Here is a 21,282-nt window from a genome sequence, read left to right as displayed (position 1 = left end):
GTGCAAGGACCGCATCCAGAGGACTAAACGCGGTGTTCGCCGAAGACGTCGCAGGTGGCCGGGTCGCCGTCGAGGGCGGCGGTCGCCAGAAGGACCGCGCCCGAGGTCCACGTGGTGCGTTCGTCCGGCCAGAATTCCTCGTCCGCGAACTGATAGCCGGTCCAGTACGAGCCGTCATCGTGGCGTAGCCGGGCGAGGCACGCGAGGAGTTCAGTCGCGCGGGCACGGTCACCGCGAGTGGCGAGGGTGAGCGCCAGTTCGGCCGTCTCGCCGCCGGTGGCCCACGGCTCGTGGTGCACGCACCGCACCCCGAGCCCGGGCTCGACGAACCGGTCCCAGCCCGCCGCCAGCCGCTCCGCCGCGTCGGCGCCGGTGACGACGGAGCCCAGAACCGGGTAGTACCAATCCATCGCGTGCGGTTTCGCGGCGAACAGCCCCGGCTCGCCGAGCAGGGCGGTACGCAGCCGGTGCGCCGCGACTCGCCATTGTGGACGGTCCAGCCCCCGCACGGAGGCGATCGCCAGCGCCTGCGTCAGCGCGTGGTGGATGCTGGCGCAGCCCGCGACCAGCCGGACCTCGGGACCGTCGCGCCAGGAGATGGCGCCCGACGGCTGCTGCCGCCGCAGGACGGCGTCGACGGCCTTGTCCACGACCGGCCACATCCGGTCCAGCCAGGCGTGATCCCCGGTCCGCAGGAAGTGGTGCCTGGTCCCGACCGCGACGTACGCGGTGAAGTTCGTGTCCATAGTGGACAAGTCGACGCGGCCGTCGCGGTACCGGGCCGCCCAGGATCCGTCAGGGCGCTGGTTGCGGAGCAGCCATTCGTACGCGGCTTCGGCCTCGGACCCCAGCCCGGCGACGTCCAGTCCCATCGCGGCTTCGAGGTGATTCCACGGATCGAGGTGCCCGCCGGGCTCCCAGGGGATCCCGCCGTCCCGCCACTGCACGGCCGCGATGGTGGCGGCGGTGGCCTTCACGGTTTGCGCGCGTAGACGACGAGGCTCTTGCCTAGCACCGGATTCAGCGCCCATTCGGCGAACCGCACCGGCCGGGGGCTCCGCATGATGTCCCAGACCAGGAACCGGTGGTACAGCGCGCAAAGGGGGTGCTCCTCGTCGGGGCCGACCGCGCATTTCAGCCACCAGTACGGCGAATGCAGGGCGTGCGCGTGATGGCCGCCGGTTGTCCGCAGCCCGGCCTCGGTGAGCTTGCCGAGCAGCTCGCGGCGCCGGTAGATCCGGATGTGCCCGCCTTCGACCTCGTGATACGCGTCCGAGAGCAGCCAGCAGATCCGCTCCGGCCACCAGCGCGGCACGGTCGCCACCAACCGTCCGCCCGGCGCCAGCACACGGCTCGCCTCCGCGAGCACCGCGCGGTCGGCATGGATGTGTTCCAGGGTCTCGGCGACGATCACCCGGGTGAAGGAGCCGCTCGGGAACGGCAACCGGAGAGCGTCCGCGCGGACGGCCAGCGCCGAAGCCGTGCCGGGTGCCTCGCCCGCCTCTGCCAGGTTGGCGAACATGTCCCGCACGTGTTTGAGCGCGGTGTCGTCGAGGTCGGCGGCGACCACGTCCGCGCCGCGTTTGTAAGCCTCGTACGCGTGACGGCCGTCCCCGCAGCCGAGGTCGAGCACCCGGTCGCCGGGGCCGACGGGGAACCGGTCGAAATCGACGGTCAGCATTCCGCACGCTCCCGGCCGAGGACGCGCCGGTAGTGCGCGGCGGTCTCCTCGGCGGTGCGTCGCCAGCTCAGCCCGCCCGACGTCGCCAGGCCACGGGCCGCGAGGTCGGCGCGCAGGTGTTCGTCGCCGAGGACCTTGGTGAGCGCTTCCGCGAGGGCGGGGACGTCGCCCGGCGGCACCAGGATCCCCGCGTCCCCCACGACTTCGGGCAGCGCCCCGCCGGTCGTCGCGACGACCGGTGTCCCGCAGGCCATGGCCTCGGCCGCCGGCAGCGAGAACCCTTCGAACAACGAAGGTATGCAAGCGATTTCGGCCGAACACAGCAGCCGCGCGAGTTCGTCGTCGGTCAGCCCGCTGACGAAACGGACGTCGGCGCCGGGACCGAGCCGGGCGAGTGCCCGCGCCGCCGGCCCGTCGGGCTTCGGTTTGCCGACGATCACCAGTTCGCCTTCGATCCGGTCCCACGCCGCCAGCAGATGTTCGAGCCCCTTCAACGGTTCGTCCGCGCTCGCGGTGGCCACGACCCGGCCGGGGACGCGCGGGATCTCGGGCCGCGGCCGGAAGATCCGGGTGTCCGCGGCGAGCGGGACGACGTGGATCCGGTCCTCCGGAACACCCATCTCCCGGCCGATGGCCGCACGCGATGCCCGCGACACGGTCAGCGCGGGCAGCCTCCGTGCGACGCGGTGCTGCATCTCCACGAAGCCGTACCACCGCGCGACCCGCGCCGCCTCCCGTCCGCTGACGGTCGCGAGTTTCAGCGCCCGGTCCACGGCGATGGGATGGTGGATCGTGGCGAGCGTCGGCAGTCCACAGTGGAGCATCCCGTAGCCGAGTCCCTGGTTGTCGTGGACGATGTCGAACTCGCCCCGGCGCTTCGCGAGATGGCGCGCGGCACGCAGGGAGAACGCGAGGGGTTCGGGGAATCCGCCGCGGCGCATGCCGAGGAACTCCACCCACGACGGCAGGTCGCGCAGCTCGCGCGGCCGCGGGGTCCGGAAGGGGTTCGGCTCCGCGAACAGGTCGAGGCCCGGGATCTTCGTCAGCCGCACGCCCTCATCGACCTCCGGGTAGGGAGGCCCGGACAGCACCTCGACGCGATGTCCCAGCGCGGCGAGTTCGCGGCTCAGATGCCGGACGTACACGCCCTGACCGCCGCTGCGCGGGTTTCCGCGGTAGGTCAGGAGCGCGATGCGCAGGGCGCTCACCGCTCACTCCCGCGTGCCCCAGTGATCGAGCTGCTCGCGGATCTTCCGGGTTTCGCCGTGCCGTTCGCCGCGGACCTCGACGGAATCGCCGAGCAGCAGGGTCCAGGTCGAGAGCGCCTCGGTGACCCGGCCCGCCTTGGCGAGGGCCAGCGCGAGGCCGAACCGGAGATCGAGAACGTCGGGATGCCGCTCATTCAGCCGCCCCGTCGCTTCGGCGAGGAGCCGCCGGTAGTCCGAAACGACGGGGGGGGTGCTCGATTTCGGCGCTCCAGAACGCGATGTTGTGCCGCACGTGGCTGACGATCTCGTCGTCGCCCAGCGCCTGTTTCGCCTGCGGCAGCAGCTCCTGGGAGAGGCGCAGGGACTCCTCCCCGTTCCCGGTCTTGCCCGTCGCCACCGCGAGTAGGTGCCGGGCGTGCAGCGTCTCGCGATGATCGGCTCCGAGAGCGTGGGTGGCGTCCCGGACCAGGGCTTCGAACGCCGCCCGGGACTCTTCGAAGCGGCCGAGATCCATGAGGAGGTAGCCGATGTTGTGGCGAATGCTCAAGACCTCTTCGTCGCCACTCGACAGGGCGGCCGTGGCGATCGGCAGCAGCTCCTCGAACCGGGCGAGCGCTCCGGCCGCGTCGCCCGCCTTGCCGGTCCAGGTCGCGTGCCGTGCCTTGCAGCGCAAGGTGATCCGGTCGGTGTCGCCGAGCTCCCGGGCCGCGCGGTTCGCCCAGGCCGCCCAGCGTTCCCGGTTCTCGACGGGGATGTGGGACGCCCGTCGCTCCAATGCGGCGAAGGCGTCTTCGTGGAGCCCGGCGAGCCAGAAGTGCTCGGCCTCGTTGGCCGCCGCGTAGCTCTGTTCTAGCGTCGGCTCGTCGTCTCCGGCCACGAGTGGCACCTCCGAGGTCGTCGCCGCCAGCCGGGCGCGCAGCCGGGCCGCCGCGTCGGGGGAGAGAACGGGCGGCTCCCCGGTCCACAGGACGGTTTCGTCGTCGAGACCCGCCCGCGTCCGGCTGACCGAGTCGCCGAGTCCGGCCAGGAAATCGCGGACGCGCACCCGCCGGTCCGGGCCGCCCGCCGCCGCGCTCACCGCGGTGAGGATCGAGATCGGGATGGGCCCGCGGGAGGCGGCGAGACCCAGCAGTTCCAGCAGGACGGCGTGGCCGGGCCGCGGCGAGGCCACCGCACCGGTGCCCTGCTCGACGTCGGCGTCCTCCTGCGCGACGCTGATGAAGGTGACCGTCGAATCGCCGAGCCGGAGCATGTCACCGTGCGCCAGCCGGGCGCTCGGCACCCGCTGTCCGTTGACGAAGGTCCCGTTGGCGGAGTCGAGGTCCGTCAGCCACGCGTCCGTGCCGTCCCAGCGGATCTTGCAGTGGAGCCGGGACACCCGCGAGTCCCCGAGCCGGACCGCGGCGTTCCTGCTGCGGCCGAGCGTCGTGAGCCCGAAGGACAGTTCGTGGTGGGCGGGCGGCTGTCCGGGGACGTCGATGATCAGGGTGGCGGGGGTGATCCTCGGCGAGGTGGGCGACCCCGTGTCGTAGCCGGGCTCGCTGCCCCAGTCCCCGCTGTCCTCCGGTTCCCGCACCACGGGAGCCGGGTCGACGGCAGGCCGTCCCCAGCCGTCGGGCGGCTCGAAACCGCCCGCCATCACCAGGCAGACCTCGACCGCGGGCGGAAGCCGCGCCGGATCCCGCGTGGTCGCGACCGTCTTGATCAGCGCCAGCTCCGGTGCCGTCGACAGGCTCCGGAGAAGACCGCACAGCCGGTCCCGGACATCGGGATCGAGGTCGTCGAGCCCGTCGATCGCGATCCGCACGGGGGCTCCGGTCCATTGTGGAGCGAGAGTTCGCAGCGGACCGAGCAGCGCCAGATCGAAAGCGCTCGCACCGCTCCGGCCCGCGTCGTCGAGACCGGCCCGGTGCGCCTGCTCGGCTTCGGCGAAACCGGGAACGGTGCGCCGCAACTGACGGGCGAGTTCGCTCGCGAGCCGCTCGGCCGTGTCGCCACGGCTCGCGAACAGCACGGCGTGCAGGAAGTCGGGCGGCACATAGGATCCGGCCACCGACGGCCGGGCGAGCGCGGCGAGCATGGTCGACTTCCCCGCCCCCTCCTCGCCGGTGATCGCGACCAGCCGGGCGCCGGTGAGCAGCTGCCCGACGATCTCGCCGAGTTTCGGATCCGGCTGGTAATGCGCGGTCAGCCGTTCGATCGTGGGCGCGGCCGGGTTGCCCGCCAGCGGCGAACGCCGCCAGGCGGGGGAGGAGTTCAGCGCGAGCCACAGCCCCTGGTCGGCCTCGGCGACCTCGCGGGTGCCGTCGAAACCCAGGTGGACGGCCGTCTGCGCCGGGCACAGGCCGGTGATCACGCGTTTGAGATCCGCGCACCGGACGCGTTCGCCGAACTCCGCGTGCCCCGTCCTCAGCACCGAGACCAGCGACCGGCTGAAACACCCGTTCGCGGCGACCCGGTCGTCCGAGGCGGTGAGCAGGTCGAACCGTTTGCCCGCCTCGCCGACGATCCGCAGCCAGCGCTGACCCGCCTGCCTCGCCCCGATACCGGCGTGGCAGGTGTCGAGCAGGATCACCAGCCCGTCGAGCATCGAGTAGCGGCCGAGGAGTTCCTTGATCCGCTGCGCGAACAGGAAGGAGCGGCGGCTGTCCACCGGCAACCCGGTGTCCTTGGTGAGGAAGTAGAAGTCGTCGTCGGCGTATTCGCCGTGCCCGACGAGTGAGAGGAAGAGCGTCGCCTCGTCTTCCGACGCGCGCTCGAAGGCTTCCACCAGCGCGTCGTCCAGCTCGACCATCGTCGGGTCGACGAGCAGGCCGCGACCGTCTTCGAGGGCGGGGACGCAGCCGCCGATCTCGGGGTCGAGCAGGGCCGTCGAGACCTGATGGCCCGCGTCGGGGAGGAACGAGAGAAGGTTCAGTGAGTCGCATTGCGACGCGACCACCAACGACCTCCGCTCTCCCACGGAGATCACTTTGTCTCATCGGGCGGCCACCGGCAAGGGCGGCCCGCGATACTGTGCGCCATGGCTCGGATCGTTCTGGTGCACGGCATCGCCCAGGAACAGAAGTCCGCGGACACGCTCGAGGCGGAATGGCTGCCGAGCCTGGCGGGCGGTATCCGGCTCGCCGGTGACGCCGCGCTGGCCGACACCCTGTGGCGCGACGCCCGGCCCGGCGACGCGCGGATGGCCTTCTACGGTGACCTTTTCCTCAAGGACGGCCAGCAGGGCGGCGCGGACGAACTCACCCCGGACGAGTGGGCGCTCGCCGAAGCGCTGGCGGCGGAATGGCTCCGGAACGCGGCTTCTTCGGCGTCGAGCGAGGCGGACCGGAACCGGGCGAAGACCGAACTGGACCTGCTCGGCGGTCCGGCGGGGGAGACCCAGGGCGTGCGCGCGGCCGCCCGCCCGGTGCTGAACGCGCTGGTGCGGCTGAAGCCGTTCGCGCGGCTCGGGGTGGCGTTCGCCGAACGCGTGGTGGTCAAGGCACTCAAGCAGGTGACGCTGTACCTCACCGACGAGACGATCCGGGAACGCGTGCAGGCCCGCGTCGCCGAGCACATCGGGCCGGAGACCGAGGCGATCATCGGGCATTCCCTCGGTTCCGTCGTCGCTTATGAGGCCGCCCATCTGCACGGCCGTCCGTTGCCGCTGCTGCTCACCCTCGGCTCGCCGCTGGGCCTGCGCACGGTCGTCTACGAACGGACCCGCCCGCAGCCGCCGTCCGTCCCGCCCGGCGTCGCGAGCTGGGTCAACCTGGCCGACCGGGACGACCTCGTCGCCGCCCGGCCCGACCTCAGCGGGCTGTTCCCCGGCGCCGACGGGGTCCTGGACAGCGGCTACACGGTCGACAACGGGGCGAAGCCGCACGAGGCGGCGTTCTATCTCGCCAAGCGACGGACGGGTGAGGCCCTCTCCCGGGCGTTAACCTCCGGCGGGCAGGCGTAACGCGGCGGTTTCCGCGGCGACGACGGATGGAAACAGCTCCCCTCGAAGCTCACCGGTGAGGTGATCTTCGAGGGAAGGGGAAGCCATGCGGGTATCGGCGGAGGTCGGCACGTGGCTCGCGCGGCGCAGCAGCCGGGCGGGTGACTGGTGGGCGGCGGAGCTGGTCGCCGCCAAACGCGGGACGCGGGTTTCGGTGGTGATCCCGGCTCGCGACGAGGCGGAGACGGTGGGCGCGATCGTCGGCACCATCCGGCGCGAACTCGTCGAACGCTTCCCCTTGGTGGACGAGATCCTGGTGGTGGACAGCCATTCCACGGACGCGACCGCCGAGGTCGCCGCGGCGGCCGGGGCGGACGTCGTCGCGCAGGACGCGGTGTTCCCGGAACTGGAAAGCCTGACGGGCAAGGGGGAAGCGCTCTGGAAGGGGGTCGCCGAAACCAGCGGGGACCTCGTCGTCTTCGTCGACGGCGACCTCCGCGATTTCACCGCGGACTACGTGACCGGACTGCTCGGGCCGTTGCTGACCGACCCGGCGATCGCCTACGTCAAAGGGTTCTACCACCGTCCGCTCGCCGGGGCGGCGGGTGTCGAACCCGACGGCGGCGGCCGGGTCACCGAACTCGTCGCCCGTCCGCTGCTCAACATGTACTGGCCGGAACTGGCCGGTTTCGTCCAGCCGCTGGCCGGCGAGTACGCGGGACGGCGCGAAGTGCTCGAAGGCATCCCGTTCGTCACGCATTACGGCGTCGAGGTCGGCCACCTGATCGACCTGCTCGAACTGCACGGGCTCGACGCGCTCGCGCAGGTCGACCTCGGCCATCGGACCCATCGGCATCAGAGCACCCAGGCACTCGGCCGGATGGCCGCGCAGATCATGCTGACCCTGATGGACCGGCTGGAGCGCGGCGGCCGGGTGATCTCCGCGGCGCCGCCGTCGACATCGCTCGCCCAGTTCCGGCGTGGCGCGGGGGAGGCCGTCGAGCGGGAACTCGTGCTCACCGACGTGACCCTCACCCAGCGGCCGCCGCTGGAGAGCCTCCCTCCGGAGATCCGCCCGGAGAACTCACCCGCGTTGCGCAGGAGCGCTTAGCGCCTCCTTGGGCCGCCAGCCCGGCGGGCCGAACACGTAACCGAGTTTGTCCCGCCACGAGCCGGCCGCGCGGACGTCGCGCAGGATCGAGCCGTATTCGTGGAAGCCGACCTTGAGCAGGTTGTAGGACTCGACGTTCTTGGTCAGCCCGTAGGTCGGGCGTTTGCCCTCCGGCACGAAACTGCCGAACATCCGGTCCCAGATGATCAGGATGCCGCCGTAGTTCGCGTCCAGGTATTCCTGGTCGCTGCCGTGGTGCACCCGATGGTGTGAAGGCGTGTTGAACACGTACTCGAACCAGCGCGGCAGCTTCCGGATCTTCTCGGTGTGCACGAAGAACTGGTAGACGAGGTCGATCGACAGTCCGGTCAGGATCATCCACGGTGGGATGCCCGCCAGGGCGAGGATCGACCAGAACGGCAGCTGGAAGTACGGGGTCCACTTCTGCCGCAACGCCGTCGAGAAGTTGTAGTGCTCGCTCGAATGGTGCACCTGGTGACCCGCCCACATGAGCCGGACGCGGTGGCTCGCGCGGTGGTAGGCGTAGAAGACGATCTCCTGGCCCAGCAGCATCAGGACCCAGGTCCACCAGTCGTGCGGGCTGAACTTCACCGGCGCGAGTTCGTAGAGCGCGGCGAAGACGAACAGCATGGCGATGCGGAAGACGCCGTTGATCACCACCGCCACCGCGCCCATGGACATGCTGGTGCGGGTGTCCTTGACGCTGTAGCCGATGACGTTGTCGTCGTGTCCCAGCACGTGCAGCGCGAGGATCTCGATCGCGACGAACAGCAGGAACACCGGCGTCGCCATCAGCACCGGGTCACTCAGATGGGCAAGAAAATCCGCCACCGCACCTCTCCCTGTCTCGCCCCCGGTTATCTGACCATCAGGTAACTTACCCTAGGGTCATTTACCTCAGGGTAAGATAACCGCCGTGACAGAAGCAAGGGCCGTCGGCACGAAGGGGGTGCCCCGCGAGGAGCGGGAGTCCCAGATCGTGCGCGCCGGGACGGAGGAGTTCGGCAAGAACGGGTACGCCGGGGCGTCGATGGTGGAGATCGCCCGCCGGGTCGGTGTCACGAAACCCTTGCTGTACCAGTACTTCGGCTCGAAGGACGGGCTGTACCTCGCCTGCCTGCACCGGGCGGGCGACAGACTGACCGAAGGCGTCGCCGAGACGATGGCGGAGGAGGGCGAGCCGCCGGAACGGATGCCGCTCGCGGTGCTCGCGGCCATCTTCGAGACGTTCGACAACGACCGGTACGCCTGGAAGCTGCTACGCGACCCGACGGTGCCCTCGACCGGTGAGATCGCCGGTGTCGCGGTCGACTACCGCTACCGGCTCGACGGCTTCGCGCTGGTCGGCGCCGCCCAGCTGATGCACTCGCGCGGGCTGGACGACGATCGCGACATCGAGGCGATCGCCCAGGTGTGGACCGGCGTGGTCGACTCGCTGATCAGCTGGTGGATCGACCAGCCGGATCAGGACGCCGCGGCGATGACCGAGCGCTGCTCGCGGATCATGCGGAACCTGTTCGGCTGGTGAACGATCGCGGTCTCGACTGTCCACAAGGGACGTTGATCCGGGTGCGGTCGTGTCGCGAAAGCCACTTTCGGGACATCACACGTCGCGAAAGTGGCTTTCGCGACACGCGCCGGACCGCCGACGGTGTCCCGAGTGCCCTGGTGAAGCCGCATGCGGGCGCCGAAGCCTGCCGGCCGCACGAAAACGCCACCCCGCCGGGAAATCCCGGACGGGGTGGCGTTCCTCCAGTCACACTGGATACGGTCGGGGTGCCCGGCGCCGCTCCGGACACCCCGGCCGTGCTCAGGACGCGGCGCTGGATTTGCCGCGTAGCTTGACGTTGGCCGTCGAAGCGTTCTTGATGGCCGTTTCGATCTGCGCCATCGTCGAGGACGAGGACAAGCCCGGCACCGTCGCCGACTTCAGCGCGTAGAGCGTGAACGTGTAGGGATGGCTGGAGCCGCCGGGGCAGGGGCCGAAGTACTTCTGCGAGTTCGCCCCGCTGCCCATGGCCTTCTGCTTGGCGCCGTTCTGGTTCGGGACCGTGAAGCCTGAGCCCAGTCCTTCCGGCAGCGAAGCCGCCGACGCCGGGATGTCCCAGATCGCCCAGTGCAGTTTGTTGCCGTTGTTGGCCACGTCGGCGAAGACGATCGCGTACCCCTTGGCGCCCGTGGTCCCGGCGCTCCACGCCAGCGGCGGCGAGGTGTCCTGCCCCGCGGTGCCGTCACCGGCGCAGGTGAACTTGTCCGGGATGGACGCGTTGTCGGCGAACGCGGAACTGGTCAGCTTGAACGCCCCCGGCTGCGAGCCGCCGGGGAACTTCAGCCGCACCACCACGTTGTCGATCACGCTCGGTGTGCCGCCGTTCTTGTCCGCGTTGGTCGAGGTGACCCACAGCCCGCCGTCCGGTGTCTTGGTGACCGAGCGGAGCCTGCCCCAGCGGCCGGAGAACAGCGACTGCACCGGACCGACGCCGTTGCCCGCCGCGTTGATCTGCGTGGCGAAGAGCTGCGCGCTGGTGACCGCCGCGACGTAGATCCAGTCGTTGACGATCTCGATCCCGCTCGGCCCGCCGGAACTGGTCGGCCACGTCTTCTTCGGCGCGACCGTGCCGCCGCAGGATCCTTCGGTGCCTTCGCACTGGGGCCAGCCGAAGTTGCCGCCCTTCTGGATCAGGTTGAGCTCGTCGAGCTTGCCGTCGCCGAACTCCGAAGCCCACAGCTGACCACGCGAATCCCAGGCCAGGCCCTGCGGGTTGCGGTGCCCGAAGCTCCAGACGTAGCGGGCGTTGCCACCGGTGGAGAAGAACGGATTGTCACTCGGCGCGGAACCGTCGGGGTCGACCCGCAGGATCTTCCCGTTGAGCGAGCCCTTGTTCTGCGCGGTGTCCTTGTTCTGCCCGTCGCCGACGGTGGCGTAGAGCTTGCCGTCCGGGCCGAACCGCAGCCTTCCGCCGTTGTGGTAACGGTTCTTGGCGATCCCGGTGAGCACCGGCGTCGACGACGAAGACAGCTTTCCGTTGTCGTAGGTCATCTTCACGATCCGGTTGTCGCCGGACGCGGTGTGGTACAGGTAGATCGCGTGATCGGCCGCGTAGTTCGGCGAGATCGCGATACCGAGCAGGCCGCCCTCGCCGTTGGTGCCGACCGCGCCGGGGACCTTGCCGACCGTCGTCTTCTCGCCCGACGGCGTGATCCGCAGGATCTCGAACCGGTCCCGTTCGGTCGCCAGCGCCGTGCCGTCCGGCAGGAAGTCGACGGACCAGGCGAGGTCCGCCTTCGTGATGTCCTTGTCGTACTCGGGAATCCCGCCGCCCGCGGCGCCGCTCGTCTTCGCGGTCAGCGCGTTGCTCGCGGCCGAAGCGTTGCCGTCGAGGTCACGGGCCTTCACCGTGAACGTGTACGACGTGTTCGCCGTCAGGCCGGTGACCGTGGCTTCGAGGGACGGCGTCGTCGCGACCTTCGTGGTGCCCTGGTACACGTCGTAACCGGCGATGGTGCCGCTGTCGTCCGTGGAAGCGTTCCACGCCAAGGAAACGCTGTTCGCGGTCACCGACGTCGAGCGCAGGTTCCCCGGCACCGTCGGGGGTGTGGTGTCCCCGCTGGACGGCGTGGTGAACTGGACGACATTGCTTTGCTGCGAAGGGTTCCCGGCCGCGTCGAAGGCGCCGACCGAGATGTCGTAGGCCGTGTTCGGCTGCAGGTTGTCGACGGTCGTGGTGAGCGTGTTCCCGTCGACGGACTTGAGGACGTTGCCGCCGCGCATGACGTCGTAGCGGACCACGCCGACGTTGTCGGTCGCGGCTTCCCAGGTGAACGTGGCACTGCGGGCCTTGATGTCCTTGGCGGCCAGGTTCTTCGGCGGCGTCGGCGCTTCGGCGTCGGTCACTCCGCTCGCGGTGAGCTTGTCCGCGTTGGGGCCGCCGTTCGCGGTGGTGGCGGTGGTGCGGATCTTGTTGGCCCCGGCCGCCAGTGCGACGTCCTTCGTGACGGTCTTCCAGGTGGTCCACGCGCCGGTGCCGGGGAACGACAGCGTCCCGGCCGCGGTGCCGTTGACGCTGAGGGAAACCGGCCGGTCGATCGTGGTTCCGTTGGCGTAGCGGAAGGTCAGCGTCTGGGTTCCGGCCTGCGCGGCGTTCACCGTGTACTCGACATAGCTGCCGACGACGTTGTCGAAGTTCACGAACCCGGTGCCGGAGAAGCCCGCGTGGTTCTTTTCGACGGCGCCTTGGGAGATCGTGGCGGCTTCGGACTCGTGATCGGTCGGTGCCGCGCCGGCGGGCGTAGCCGGCAGGACGGCGACGGTCATCGCCGTCGCGGCGGCACACGTGAGCAGCGCGCGCCACGGTGGTCGGGGTGCCACTGGAGCCTCCATACGTGAAGTTCGGGGGTCGGGAGGTACAACGGCGGACCGGGCGGGGCCCGGCGGGGAAGGTGGAGTTTTAGTTAGGAAACTTTCCTATCTATGGTTCAGATCACACACCAGTGGGTGCTTCGTGTCAATACTTGACCAACATCAACACGGAGAGTCACCCCCTTGAATGCATTTAGTCCTCTGGATGCGGTACTTGCGTGTGCAAGGACCGCATCCAGAGGACTAAATGCGAGAGAGGGGGGAAGGGGTCAGCCGGCGATGTCGGCGCGGGCGATCACCTTCGTGATCCGCGCGCGTACCAAGGACTCCTCCGGTACGGCGTTGCGCTTGCCGTAGGCCTCGGCCTTGTCCTCACCCATGTACCGGCCACCGAGCCTGGTCGCCCATTCGAGCATCTCGCCGAGGTCGTCGTGCAACACGGCTTCGGCGGTGAACTGCACATACGAGTACGGCGGCTTCTGGTCATCGACGGCCAGGGAAAGCCGAGGGTCGCGCCGCAGCGCCTTGCCCTTGAGCGTGTCCGTGCCGGTGGTGAAGATCAGTTCGTCCCCGTCCGGCCCCTCGTTCAGCAGGAACCACACCGGCGTCACGATCGCCGCCCCGTTGGCGCGGACCAGGCCGAGCATGCCCGTCCGCGTGCCCTCGCTCGCGAAGGCCCACCATTCGTCCCGGCTCATTTCACGCATGATCCCGACGCTACCGGGACACCCCGGCGGTGAGCAGCCCCGGTCACCCGGGGGTGGTGCTGCCCGGACCCCCGGTCGCCGGGCAGCACCCGCCCCGGCTACCGGCAGGCGAGCCGGGTGATCTTGACGACCTCGTCGTCGTGGATGCGGTGCCAGGTGCCCGACGCGTACGCGGCGCCACCGTCGTAGTCCTCGCCACCCCACCGGTTGACGATCGTGCGCAGATGCGCGGTGCAGCCGACCGGGATCCGCACGCCGTCGATGTCCCGGTTCGGCCCGGTCCGCCCGCCGGCACTGAGCGGCAGGAGATCGGTGTAGTTCCGGCCGTCGAAGTTCCCGGCCACCGTGACGACGCGCGGGGTGTCGTTGAAGACCCCGCCACACCAGTGCACGACCGGAGTGCAGTTGCCCTCTTCCGCCGCGGAAGCCGGTGTGCAGGCCACCCCCGAGATGAGCAAGGCGGCGGCCGCGGCCACCGGAACGAGTGAACGTTTCATGATGAATTCCTCCCTGATCGCTTGTCCGACACGTCCACGACAGCAGCATCACGTGGCGCTGACCAGGGAAAACGATGTCGCGGTGTGTCGCGGTTCGTCCCGCGACACCGTGACCGGGTCCGACACAATGGCGATGGGGAGGGGGTGGACCATGTCCACTGCGAAGGACTTCGGCGCGCAGTTGCGCGAGGTGCGCGGAAGGCTCACTCAGGAATGCGTCGCCAAGCGCTCCTTGCTCGGCCAGGACGCGCTGACCCGGCAACGGGTGTCCAACATCGAGAACGGTCTGCTGCCGACGGCGGGGCAGCTGCGCTGCTATCTGCACGGCTGCGGGAAGCCCGAACTGCTCGAGCGCTTCGACCGGATCCGGGGCGAAGTGAAAGCGAGCCTGGCCGCCAGACCGTGGCGAAGACGCGTGCTCCGGGTGGGCTCGGCGGTGGCCGCCGGGCTCGCCGCCACCGCCGTGGTGCTCGTGTTGGCTTCGGATCGCTCCGGCTCCGCTCCTGCGGCCACGGTCGTCCCGGACTGCGCGGAAGGTTTCCTGTGTTTCTGGCCCGAACCCGGCTACGGCGGCGCCAAGGTGCAACTGCCGCCGGATTGGGCGAGTGACGGACGGCAGTGCGCCGCGTTGCCGTTCCCGGCGAGGTCGATGGTGAACCGCAGCGCGGAGCGGCATTGGGGCTACGCCGGACGGGACTGCGCGGGCGGGGACCGGACGATTCTGCAGCACCGAGGCGGCGCCGAAACCTCGATCCTGATCCAGTCCTACGTCCACACCTGAGCTCGACCCGGTCACCCGTGCGGGGTGAAGGGGACGGCGACTAGCCTGGCCTGCTGTGCGAGACGACGAGCTGACCGGGATGGGGCTGGCCGACGAGGGGCTGACGCGCCGCCTCAAGGCGCTGGCCTGCACAGCGCCCTTGCACGACCTCGACGCGCGCAAGTCGAAGCTGGACTGGGCGGACGCCACGATCTACCAGATGGCCGAGATCGCCCTGCACACGATCGACCAGGTCACCGTGTCGATGGACTTCGACACCGGCGCCGACCACGATCAGGTGATCGCGCGCCTGCTGCCGTTCGTCGCGCTCCAGGCGCCGGGCCGGACGCCGGACGAACACGCCAAGGTCGCCCGGTGGGTGCTCGACAACCTGATCAACGTCGGCACCACCGATCGCGGGTTCCGCCGCGTCTACGGCTCCATCGGCCCCGGCGGCGGCTACCAGCGCCGCCAGTTCGACTTCAAGCTGCTCGTCGAGCTGGCCGCGCCCGACGGCGAGGTCTACCTGCGCGCCACCGACGAGGCGATCAACGTGCTCGTCGGCGCGCTGGACACCGACGTCGAGTCCGCCCAGATCGCGGCCGAGGTCAAACTGGAGAACCTGATCAACCGTGGCCGCCTCGCCGACGCGAAGCTCGCCGCCGAACAGGCCCGCTACCGGACGGTCCAGTACGGCGAGACGCTGCGCGCCAAACTCGACGCCACCCGCCGCGACGTGCGCGCGGTCGACTGGGAGCGCGAGGTCCCGGATCTGCTGGATCAGGCGTTGTCCCATATCGAGTCCCGGTTCCGCGCCGAGAACGCGATCCTCAAGAACATCACCGCGTCACGGGACGAGACCGAGGACCTCGACCGCAAACGCCGTGCCGCGGAGCTCGTCGACATCGTCGGCGACTGCATCCGCCGCCACACCCGGCTCCAGTCCCGGCTCGCCGACGCCGGTGCGGTGTTCCGCGCCGAGCAGGACCGCCAGCAGTTCTCCGGACCGCCGCAGCGCGCCACGATCGATCTGTTCGGCCAGCTCCTGATGCCGACGCTGAGCCTGCCGATCGCCCAGGCCGTCGCGCCGGCCGAGTCGTTCTTCCACGCCGGTGCCGGGATCTCGCCGCCGACCGTGCCGTCGCTGTCCTCGCTGGTGTCGCTGCTGTTGCGGCCCGCCCCCGAACGCGATCAGCTCGTCGGCGAGATCCCCGAGCCCGAGCTGATGCCCGCCGACGTCACCGACAAGTTCGGCGACGAGCAGTGGCGTCTCGCCGACGACCTGCTCGACCTGCCGGAGGTGCCGCGACGGCTGTCCGGGCTGCTCGAAGAAGCCCGGCGGATCGATCCCGCGTTACCCGCCCTGGTCGCCCTGCGGGCGGTGCACGCCTACAGTCCCGAGGTCGGCGCGGCGCTCCGGCTGGGGGAGCGTCAAGTGCTGCTGGCCGTGGACGACGGCACGCTGCTCGAAGATCCCGAGTTCGGCGGAGCGGATCTGCTGCTCTCGTCGGCCACGGTCGATCGACACGAAGAAGAGGAGGAGGTCGCGTGACGACCAACGGGGACGTCGAATCCGCGGCCCGGCTCGTCTCGTTCGGCATGCGCCCGAAGCAGCTGCCGTCGCGGGACGTCGTGTACGGCGACCTGGTCCGGCGCTACGGCGAGGACAGGGCGTTCAAACAGCTCACGCACGCGGTCGCGGCCGGGCTGGGGCTGATGGTGCTGGAGGTCAACCTCCAGGCCGGCGCCGTGCTGGCGGCGACCGACGAGTCCGTCTTCGAGATCAAGATGGACAGCTACGCCCGGCAGAGCAAGATCCGCGAACGCCGGGAGACCGAGAAGGTCCTGCACGGGCTCGTCCACCTGGCCACCGCCGCGCTCGGCTACCCGCGCCCGGACGATCTCGCCAACGACACCTACATCGGCCGCGTCAGCGTCGAGCAGGTGGACGCGATGGTGCGCGAGGCCTGCCGGATCCTCGACGAACGCGCGGCGGAGGCCGAAGCGAACAACGACCCGCTGGCCGACGCGCCCGAACTCGAACAGGCGTGGCGCGCCTACGCCCGGCGCCCGGCGGCCGCCGCGACCAAGGACGGCAGGCTGTCGTCGGACACCACACGCGGCATGGTCGCGCGGGCCCTGCGGTTCCTCGCCGATCAGGGCTTTCTCGTCCAGGTCAGCGGGGAACAGGGCGGGACCTACCGGACGACACCGCGCTATCAGGTGCAGGTGCGGGAACTCGCCGCCGACGCTGCCTTCGACGATCTGCTGGAGCTGAACGTGGTCTCGGTCGCCAACGGCGGCGGGACCCTGCGTGCGGCCGCTTCGGACACGCTTTAACAAGGGGAGTCGATGTACGAGCTTTCGCGGGTTCGCCTGCACTCGGTGGGCCCGGCGGGCGCGCGGTACCAGGACGTCGTGCTGGACTTCAGCGGCGTCGGCGCCGCCATCACCGCGCCCAAACAGGACGCGTTGTTCAGCGCGGGCATCCATCTGGCGGGGGAGGGGCCGCCGCGGCGCCCGTCGCCGGCGAGCGTGCTGTTCCTGGAGAACGGCGGCGGGAAATCCGTCCTGATCAAGCTGATCTTCTCGGTCATGCTGCCCGGCCGCCGCCAGGTCGTCGGCACGACGAACACCAAGGTGCTGGAGAAGTTCGTCGCCGCCAAGGACGTTTCGCACGTCGTGCTGGAGTGGCTGCAGGTCGAGACCGGCCATCGGGTGATCACCGGCAAGGTGTCGGAATGGCGCGGGCACGTGGTGTCGGCGGACTCGGAGAACCTCGTCGATTCCTGGTACTGCTTCCGGCCGACGCCCTCGCTCGATCTGGACTCGCTGCCGCTGACGTCGGACGGCAGGCTGCTGACGATGTCCGGTTTCCACGACCAGCTCGACAAGGTGCACGGCGGCGAGCCGGAACTGGAGCTGTTCTGGACCCGGCGGCACCACGAATGGACGTCGCGGCTCGACGGTCTCGGCCTCGACACCGAACTCTTCCGGTACCAGCGCGCGATGAACGCCGGTGAGGGCGAGGCGGCCGACGCCTTCGCCTTCAGCACCGACGAGGCGTTCGTCGAGTTCCTGTTGCGCGCGGTGCTTTCGGAGGAAGAGCCGAAGGACCTCGCCGAGGTCGTCGCGACCTACGCGCACAATCTCGCCCAGCGCGGGGATCTGTTGTCGGAGCGGGACTTCGTCGCGGGCGCGCTGGACCTGCTCACGCCGTTGGCGGAGGAGGAAGGCGTCGCCGCCGCGTCGCGGAAGCTCGCCGACGCGGCCCGCGCCGAGATGCGGACGCTGGCCGGTCAGGTCGCCGCCCGCGACAAGCTGGAGAACGAGCGGCTGAGCGGGCTCGAACAGCACGTCGACGAGGTGAAGTCCGCGGAGAAACTGGCCGAGGGCGACCACCGCCGTCTCACCGCCGGCGTCACCGAACTCCGCCGCCTGGTCGGCAAACTGCGGCTCGACGAGGCGCAGGAGAGCAAGAAGCGGATCGACGGCGAACTGGCCGAGGCCAAGACCGCGGCCGAGGCCTGGCGTGAATGCGCCACCGTGCTCAACCACCTCAACGCCGCCCGCAAGGCCCGCGATTTCCGGGAACTGGTGGGGAATCGCGAGCAGAAGGCGCAGCCCGCGCTTCAGGCGCGTAACGCCGCCGCGGGCGCACTCGCCAGGGGATTGCTGGGACTGGCCAGGAACGCCACCGAGCAGGCGGCGAAGGCCGAAGCCCATGTCGGCGCTCTGCGGGCCGAAGCGGAGAAGGCGCAGGCGGAACGCGACGAGTCGGCGAACCTGGCGGCCTCGCGCCGGGCGGAGGCTCGCGGGCTGGGTGCGCGGATCGCCGAAATCCGGGAGGAGATCGCGGAAACCGTTCGCTCCGGTGCGCTCAAGGCGGGGGCCGACGTCGCCGAAGCGGCACGCGCGGCCAGGGCCGAGGCCGAGGCGACCGCCGCGGAACTCGTCCGCCGGGAACAGGAACTCGAACGCGTCGCCGAAGACCTTCGTGCCGCGCAGGCCACGGTCAACGACGCGCACCGGCTCGCTGGGTCCACAAAGGACCGATTGGAACGCGCGGCCGACGAACTCGACCGCGCCAACCGGCGCACCGACGCGCTCGCCGTCGAACCCCGGCTGAGCGAACTCCTCGGCGCGGACGACGTCGCGCTGGAGACGGATCTCCCGGTGCTGCTGGAACGCCTGCGCGAGGCGGGTTCGGCCGCGGAGAAGGAACAGACGGCGTTGCGGATGGAGGAATCCGTCGACGAGCGCGCGCTGAACGCGCTCGGTTCGGGCGGCCTCCTGCCCGCTCCGGAAGAGGTCCAGGCCGCGCTCGACGCGCTGGAGGCCGCCGGGATGAACGCGTGGTCCGGCTGGCGCTACCTGTCCACTTTGGACAAGAAGCGGCGGGCGGCCGTGCTGGCCCGTGCTCCGCAGCTGGTCTCGGGGATCCTGCTGAACGAACCGGAACAGGTACGGCTCGCCGAGAAGGTCCTGGCGGAGCGGCGGCTGCTGCCCAGCACGATCATCCCGGTCGCCACGACCGAGGCCACCACGACCGACCGGCTGCCGGGCGAGGCCGGGATCGAGTTCCTCGTGCCGCCCAATCCGGCGATGTACGACGAGGAGGCCGCCGACGCTGAGCGTGAGGCCATCGCGCTCCGGCACGCGGAACGCCAGCGCCGGCTGGAGGCCTTGGCGACGTCGCTGGCCGACGACAGCGCGCTGTCGTGGAAGCTCAAGACCTGGCGCGAGGACTACCCGCCCGGCAGCATCGCGACGCTCGCCGAGCAGCTCCAGAACGCGCGCACCGCGCACGAGACCGCTCGGACCGCCTTGGAGCAGGCCGAAAAGGAGTTCCAGCGGCTCGGTGAGAAGGCGGCCGGGCTGCGGGAGCGGATCCCCGAGCTGCGCACCGCATCGGCCGAGGCGGGGGAGCGCGTTCGCGGGCTGGAAGCACTCGCCACGCGTGCCGCGAAGATCCCGGAGTGGACCGACGACGTCGAACGCGCCACCGAGATCGCCGAGCGGGCCGAGGCCACGGCGTCCGAAGCCGCGGTGAAGGCCTCCCGGCTGCGCGAGCAGGCGGGCGAGGAACAACGCACCGCCGACGGACACCGGCGCACGGCGACGACCGCGAAGGCGGAACTGGCCGAAGTGCCGGGATCGAGCGACGTCACCGAGGACGACTCCGTGCCCGCCGAACCGGTGGACGCGTTGCGGCGCACCTTCGCGTCGGCTTCGGAGGCGTACGCGAAGGTGGAGGTCGGCAGCGATCTCCGTGCCGAACTCGACCAGGCCGAGAGCGTCGAGGCGTCCGCGCGGGCGGCACTGGAGGCGTTGGACGACGCCGTCCGCGAGCGGGCTTCGGCGCTGCTGGAGACGCCGGACGGCTCCGACGCTTCGGCGCGGGCCGCGGCGCAGGCGCGGGCGAACCGGGCCGTCGCGGTGCTGGAGGAGGAGCGCACCGAGATCGTCGGGCTCGTCGCGACCCGCAAGGCGGAACTGGGCCAGCTGCCGGAACAGCCGTCAGCGCTCGCCCTCGACGCGCGGCCGAAGGACATCGAGCACGGCCTGGAGCTGATCGACGAAGCCGGCCTCGAAGTGTCCGCCGCCGCGAGGAAATGGGAGGAACTGCAGGAGCGCCGCGCCGCGGCCGAAGCGACGTTGGAGTCCGCGAAGACGTCCGCGTCCGGCTTCGGCCTGCTGGCCGAATCCATGGCACACCTGTTGTCCAAAGAGGACGACGAGGTGGCCTTCGACGGCGACGTCGAATCCGCGCGCACCAAGCACTCCCGGCTCAACACGGCGCTCACCGAGGCGCAGGACGCGGCCGACGCGGGTGACCGCCGGGTGCGCGCCGCGGCCGACCAGCTGGCGCAGTACGCCACGGACAAGCGGTTCGAGAAGCTCAGCACACCGGTGCGGCAGCAGGTGATCTCGGTCCGCCGCGACCAGCTGCCCGCCCACGCGGCGGAATGGGCGGAGGCGCTGCGGCCCCGGTTGCGCACGCTCACCGACGATCTCGCGCAGATCGACCGGCACCGCGGCGGCATCATCACCCGCCTGCAGGGCATGGTCGACGGCGCGCTGCGCACCCTCCGTGCGGCGCAACGGGTCTCACGGCTGCCCGACGGTCTCGGCGACTGGTCTGGTCAGGAGTTCCTGCGGATCCGCTTCACCGAACTCGAAGAGAACGTGCTCGCCGAGAAGCTGGGCGAGGTCGTCGACGAGGCCGCGGTGGGGAAGACCTCCGATGGCCGGGACGTCAAACGGGACGGGCTTTCGCTCGTGCTGCGCGGCGTGCAAGCCGCCGCTCCCAAGGGTTTCCGGGTCGACATGCTGAAGCCGGACTCGGTGCTGCGGACCGAACGGCAGCGCGTCTCCGAGATCCGGGACGTGTTCTCCGGCGGGCAGCAGCTGACCGCGGCGATCATCCTCTACTGCACCCTGGCGGCGCTGCGGGCGAACAACCGCGGCAAGGCCCGCAACCGGCATTCCGGCGTGCTGTTCCTCGACAACCCGATCGGCCGCGCGTCGGCGGGCTACCTGCTGGAACTGCAGCGCGCGGTCGCGGAGGCGCTGGGTGTCCAGCTGATCTACACCACGGGCCTGTTCGACGCCGGCGCGCTGAGCGAGTTCCCGCTGATCGTGCGGCTGCGCAACGACGCGGACCTGCGGGCGGGGCGCAAGTACCTGTCCGTCGACGCGACGATCCGGAACGCGACCGACGAACTCGGCGAGCCGGACGGTGTGGCGCGGCTGTCGGCGACACGCCTGTTCACGCGGCCGTCGGAGGAGCCTGAGCAGGAGGAGACGGCGTGAGCCACAGGGTGGCACGATCTTCGGAACCGGTCCGGCGAGATCATGACGCGGTCGAGCACAGCGAAACCTTCACCCTGACCCGTGACCGGTTCGCCGCCGGCTCGGCGAACGCTCCGCTGATCGACCTGGACAGGTTCCGTGCGGATCTCGACGACGCTTTCGCCGGGGAAGCGGACGATCGACCGGTCCGGTAGCC

Annotated in this window: 16 protein-coding genes; 8 read left to right on the top strand and 8 right to left on the bottom strand. The window is 70.4% G+C overall.

What is annotated here, in order from left to right; translation table 11 throughout:
* Positions 1-23 precede the first annotated feature (23 nt).
* The 4 genes from AJAP_RS24640 to AJAP_RS42560 form a co-directional block, all read right to left on the bottom strand.
* On the bottom strand, positions 24-977 hold the full coding sequence (locus AJAP_RS24640) for a prenyltransferase/squalene oxidase repeat-containing protein (RefSeq protein WP_038515562.1): 954 nt from the start codon (positions 975-977) through the stop codon (positions 24-26).
* Positions 974-1,681, bottom strand: a complete 708-nt coding sequence (locus AJAP_RS24635; RefSeq protein WP_037343981.1) for a class I SAM-dependent methyltransferase — start codon at positions 1,679-1,681, stop codon at positions 974-976. Before AJAP_RS24635 ends, AJAP_RS24640 begins: the two co-directional genes overlap by 4 nt.
* On the bottom strand, positions 1,675-2,889 hold the full coding sequence (locus tag AJAP_RS24630) for a glycosyltransferase family 4 protein (protein ID WP_051972586.1): 1,215 nt from the start codon (positions 2,887-2,889) through the stop codon (positions 1,675-1,677). The genes AJAP_RS24635 and AJAP_RS24630 overlap by 7 nt, the downstream gene beginning before the upstream one ends.
* 190 nt (positions 2,890-3,079) lie before the next feature.
* Positions 3,080-5,851, bottom strand: coding sequence for an FHA domain-containing protein (locus AJAP_RS42560; protein ID WP_228694577.1), 2,772 nt, complete (start codon positions 5,849-5,851; stop codon positions 3,080-3,082).
* A 60-nt stretch (positions 5,852-5,911) separates the two neighbouring features.
* On the opposite strand from AJAP_RS42560, the gene AJAP_RS24620 reads away from it, so the two are divergent.
* Together AJAP_RS24620 and AJAP_RS24615 are read left to right on the top strand one after the other, a co-directional pair.
* Positions 5,912-6,835: a hypothetical protein gene (locus tag AJAP_RS24620; RefSeq protein WP_038515560.1), complete on the top strand. Its 924-nt coding sequence runs from the start codon at positions 5,912-5,914 to the stop codon at positions 6,833-6,835.
* Positions 6,836-6,920: 85 nt separating this feature from the next.
* Complete coding sequence (locus AJAP_RS24615; RefSeq protein ID WP_038515559.1) at positions 6,921-7,925, top strand: glucosyl-3-phosphoglycerate synthase; 1,005 nt, start codon at positions 6,921-6,923, stop codon at positions 7,923-7,925.
* Here AJAP_RS24615 and AJAP_RS24610 read toward each other — a convergent pair.
* Positions 7,899-8,777, bottom strand: coding sequence for a sterol desaturase family protein (locus AJAP_RS24610; RefSeq protein WP_038515557.1), 879 nt, complete (start codon positions 8,775-8,777; stop codon positions 7,899-7,901). The genes AJAP_RS24615 and AJAP_RS24610 overlap by 27 nt on opposite strands.
* Before the next feature lie 85 nt (positions 8,778-8,862).
* On the opposite strand from AJAP_RS24610, the gene AJAP_RS24605 reads away from it, so the two are divergent.
* Positions 8,863-9,474: a TetR/AcrR family transcriptional regulator gene (locus AJAP_RS24605; RefSeq protein WP_228694576.1), complete on the top strand. Its 612-nt coding sequence runs from the start codon at positions 8,863-8,865 to the stop codon at positions 9,472-9,474.
* A 282-nt stretch (positions 9,475-9,756) separates the two neighbouring features.
* On the opposite strand, the gene AJAP_RS24600 is transcribed toward AJAP_RS24605, so the two are convergent.
* The 3 genes from AJAP_RS24600 to AJAP_RS24590 form a co-directional block, all read right to left on the bottom strand.
* Positions 9,757-12,261, bottom strand: a complete 2,505-nt coding sequence (locus AJAP_RS24600; RefSeq protein ID WP_148311713.1) for a PQQ-dependent sugar dehydrogenase — start codon at positions 12,259-12,261, stop codon at positions 9,757-9,759.
* Between the two features lie 314 nt (positions 12,262-12,575).
* Positions 12,576-13,013, bottom strand: coding sequence for a PPOX class F420-dependent oxidoreductase (locus tag AJAP_RS24595; RefSeq protein WP_038515552.1), 438 nt, complete (start codon positions 13,011-13,013; stop codon positions 12,576-12,578).
* 98 nt (positions 13,014-13,111) lie between these two features.
* Entirely contained in the window at positions 13,112-13,510 is a 399-nt protein-coding gene (locus tag AJAP_RS24590) for a hypothetical protein (protein ID WP_038515550.1), read from the bottom strand.
* 151 nt (positions 13,511-13,661) lie between these two features.
* Between AJAP_RS24590 and AJAP_RS24585 the strand changes: the two genes are divergently transcribed.
* The 5 genes from AJAP_RS24585 (at position 13,662) to AJAP_RS44280 (ending at position 21,280) form a co-directional block, all read left to right on the top strand.
* Entirely contained in the window at positions 13,662-14,291 is a 630-nt protein-coding gene (locus AJAP_RS24585) for a peptidase inhibitor family I36 protein (protein ID WP_038515548.1), read from the top strand.
* Positions 14,292-14,370: 79 nt separating this feature from the next.
* Complete coding sequence (locus AJAP_RS24580) at positions 14,371-15,822, top strand: hypothetical protein (protein WP_038515546.1); 1,452 nt, start codon at positions 14,371-14,373, stop codon at positions 15,820-15,822.
* 47 nt (positions 15,823-15,869) lie between these two features.
* Positions 15,870-16,610: a hypothetical protein gene (locus AJAP_RS24575; RefSeq protein WP_051071906.1), complete on the top strand. Its 741-nt coding sequence runs from the start codon at positions 15,870-15,872 to the stop codon at positions 16,608-16,610.
* 12 nt (positions 16,611-16,622) lie between these two features.
* Positions 16,623-21,086: a hypothetical protein gene (locus tag AJAP_RS24570; protein ID WP_038515543.1), complete on the top strand. Its 4,464-nt coding sequence runs from the start codon at positions 16,623-16,625 to the stop codon at positions 21,084-21,086.
* The gene (locus tag AJAP_RS44280; protein ID WP_162483761.1) at positions 21,083-21,280 is read left to right on the top strand and encodes a hypothetical protein; all 198 of its coding nucleotides are present in this window, start codon (positions 21,083-21,085) and stop codon (positions 21,278-21,280) included. The genes AJAP_RS24570 and AJAP_RS44280 overlap by 4 nt, the downstream gene beginning before the upstream one ends.
* The last annotated feature ends 2 nt before the right edge of the window (positions 21,281-21,282 follow it).

The sequence above is a fragment of the Amycolatopsis japonica genome, from assembly GCF_000732925.1.
In the GTDB taxonomy this organism is placed as follows: domain Bacteria; phylum Actinomycetota; class Actinomycetes; order Mycobacteriales; family Pseudonocardiaceae; genus Amycolatopsis; species Amycolatopsis japonica.
The sequence above is the reverse complement of the archived record's forward strand: the minus strand, read 5'-3'. Positions and strand labels throughout refer to the sequence as shown.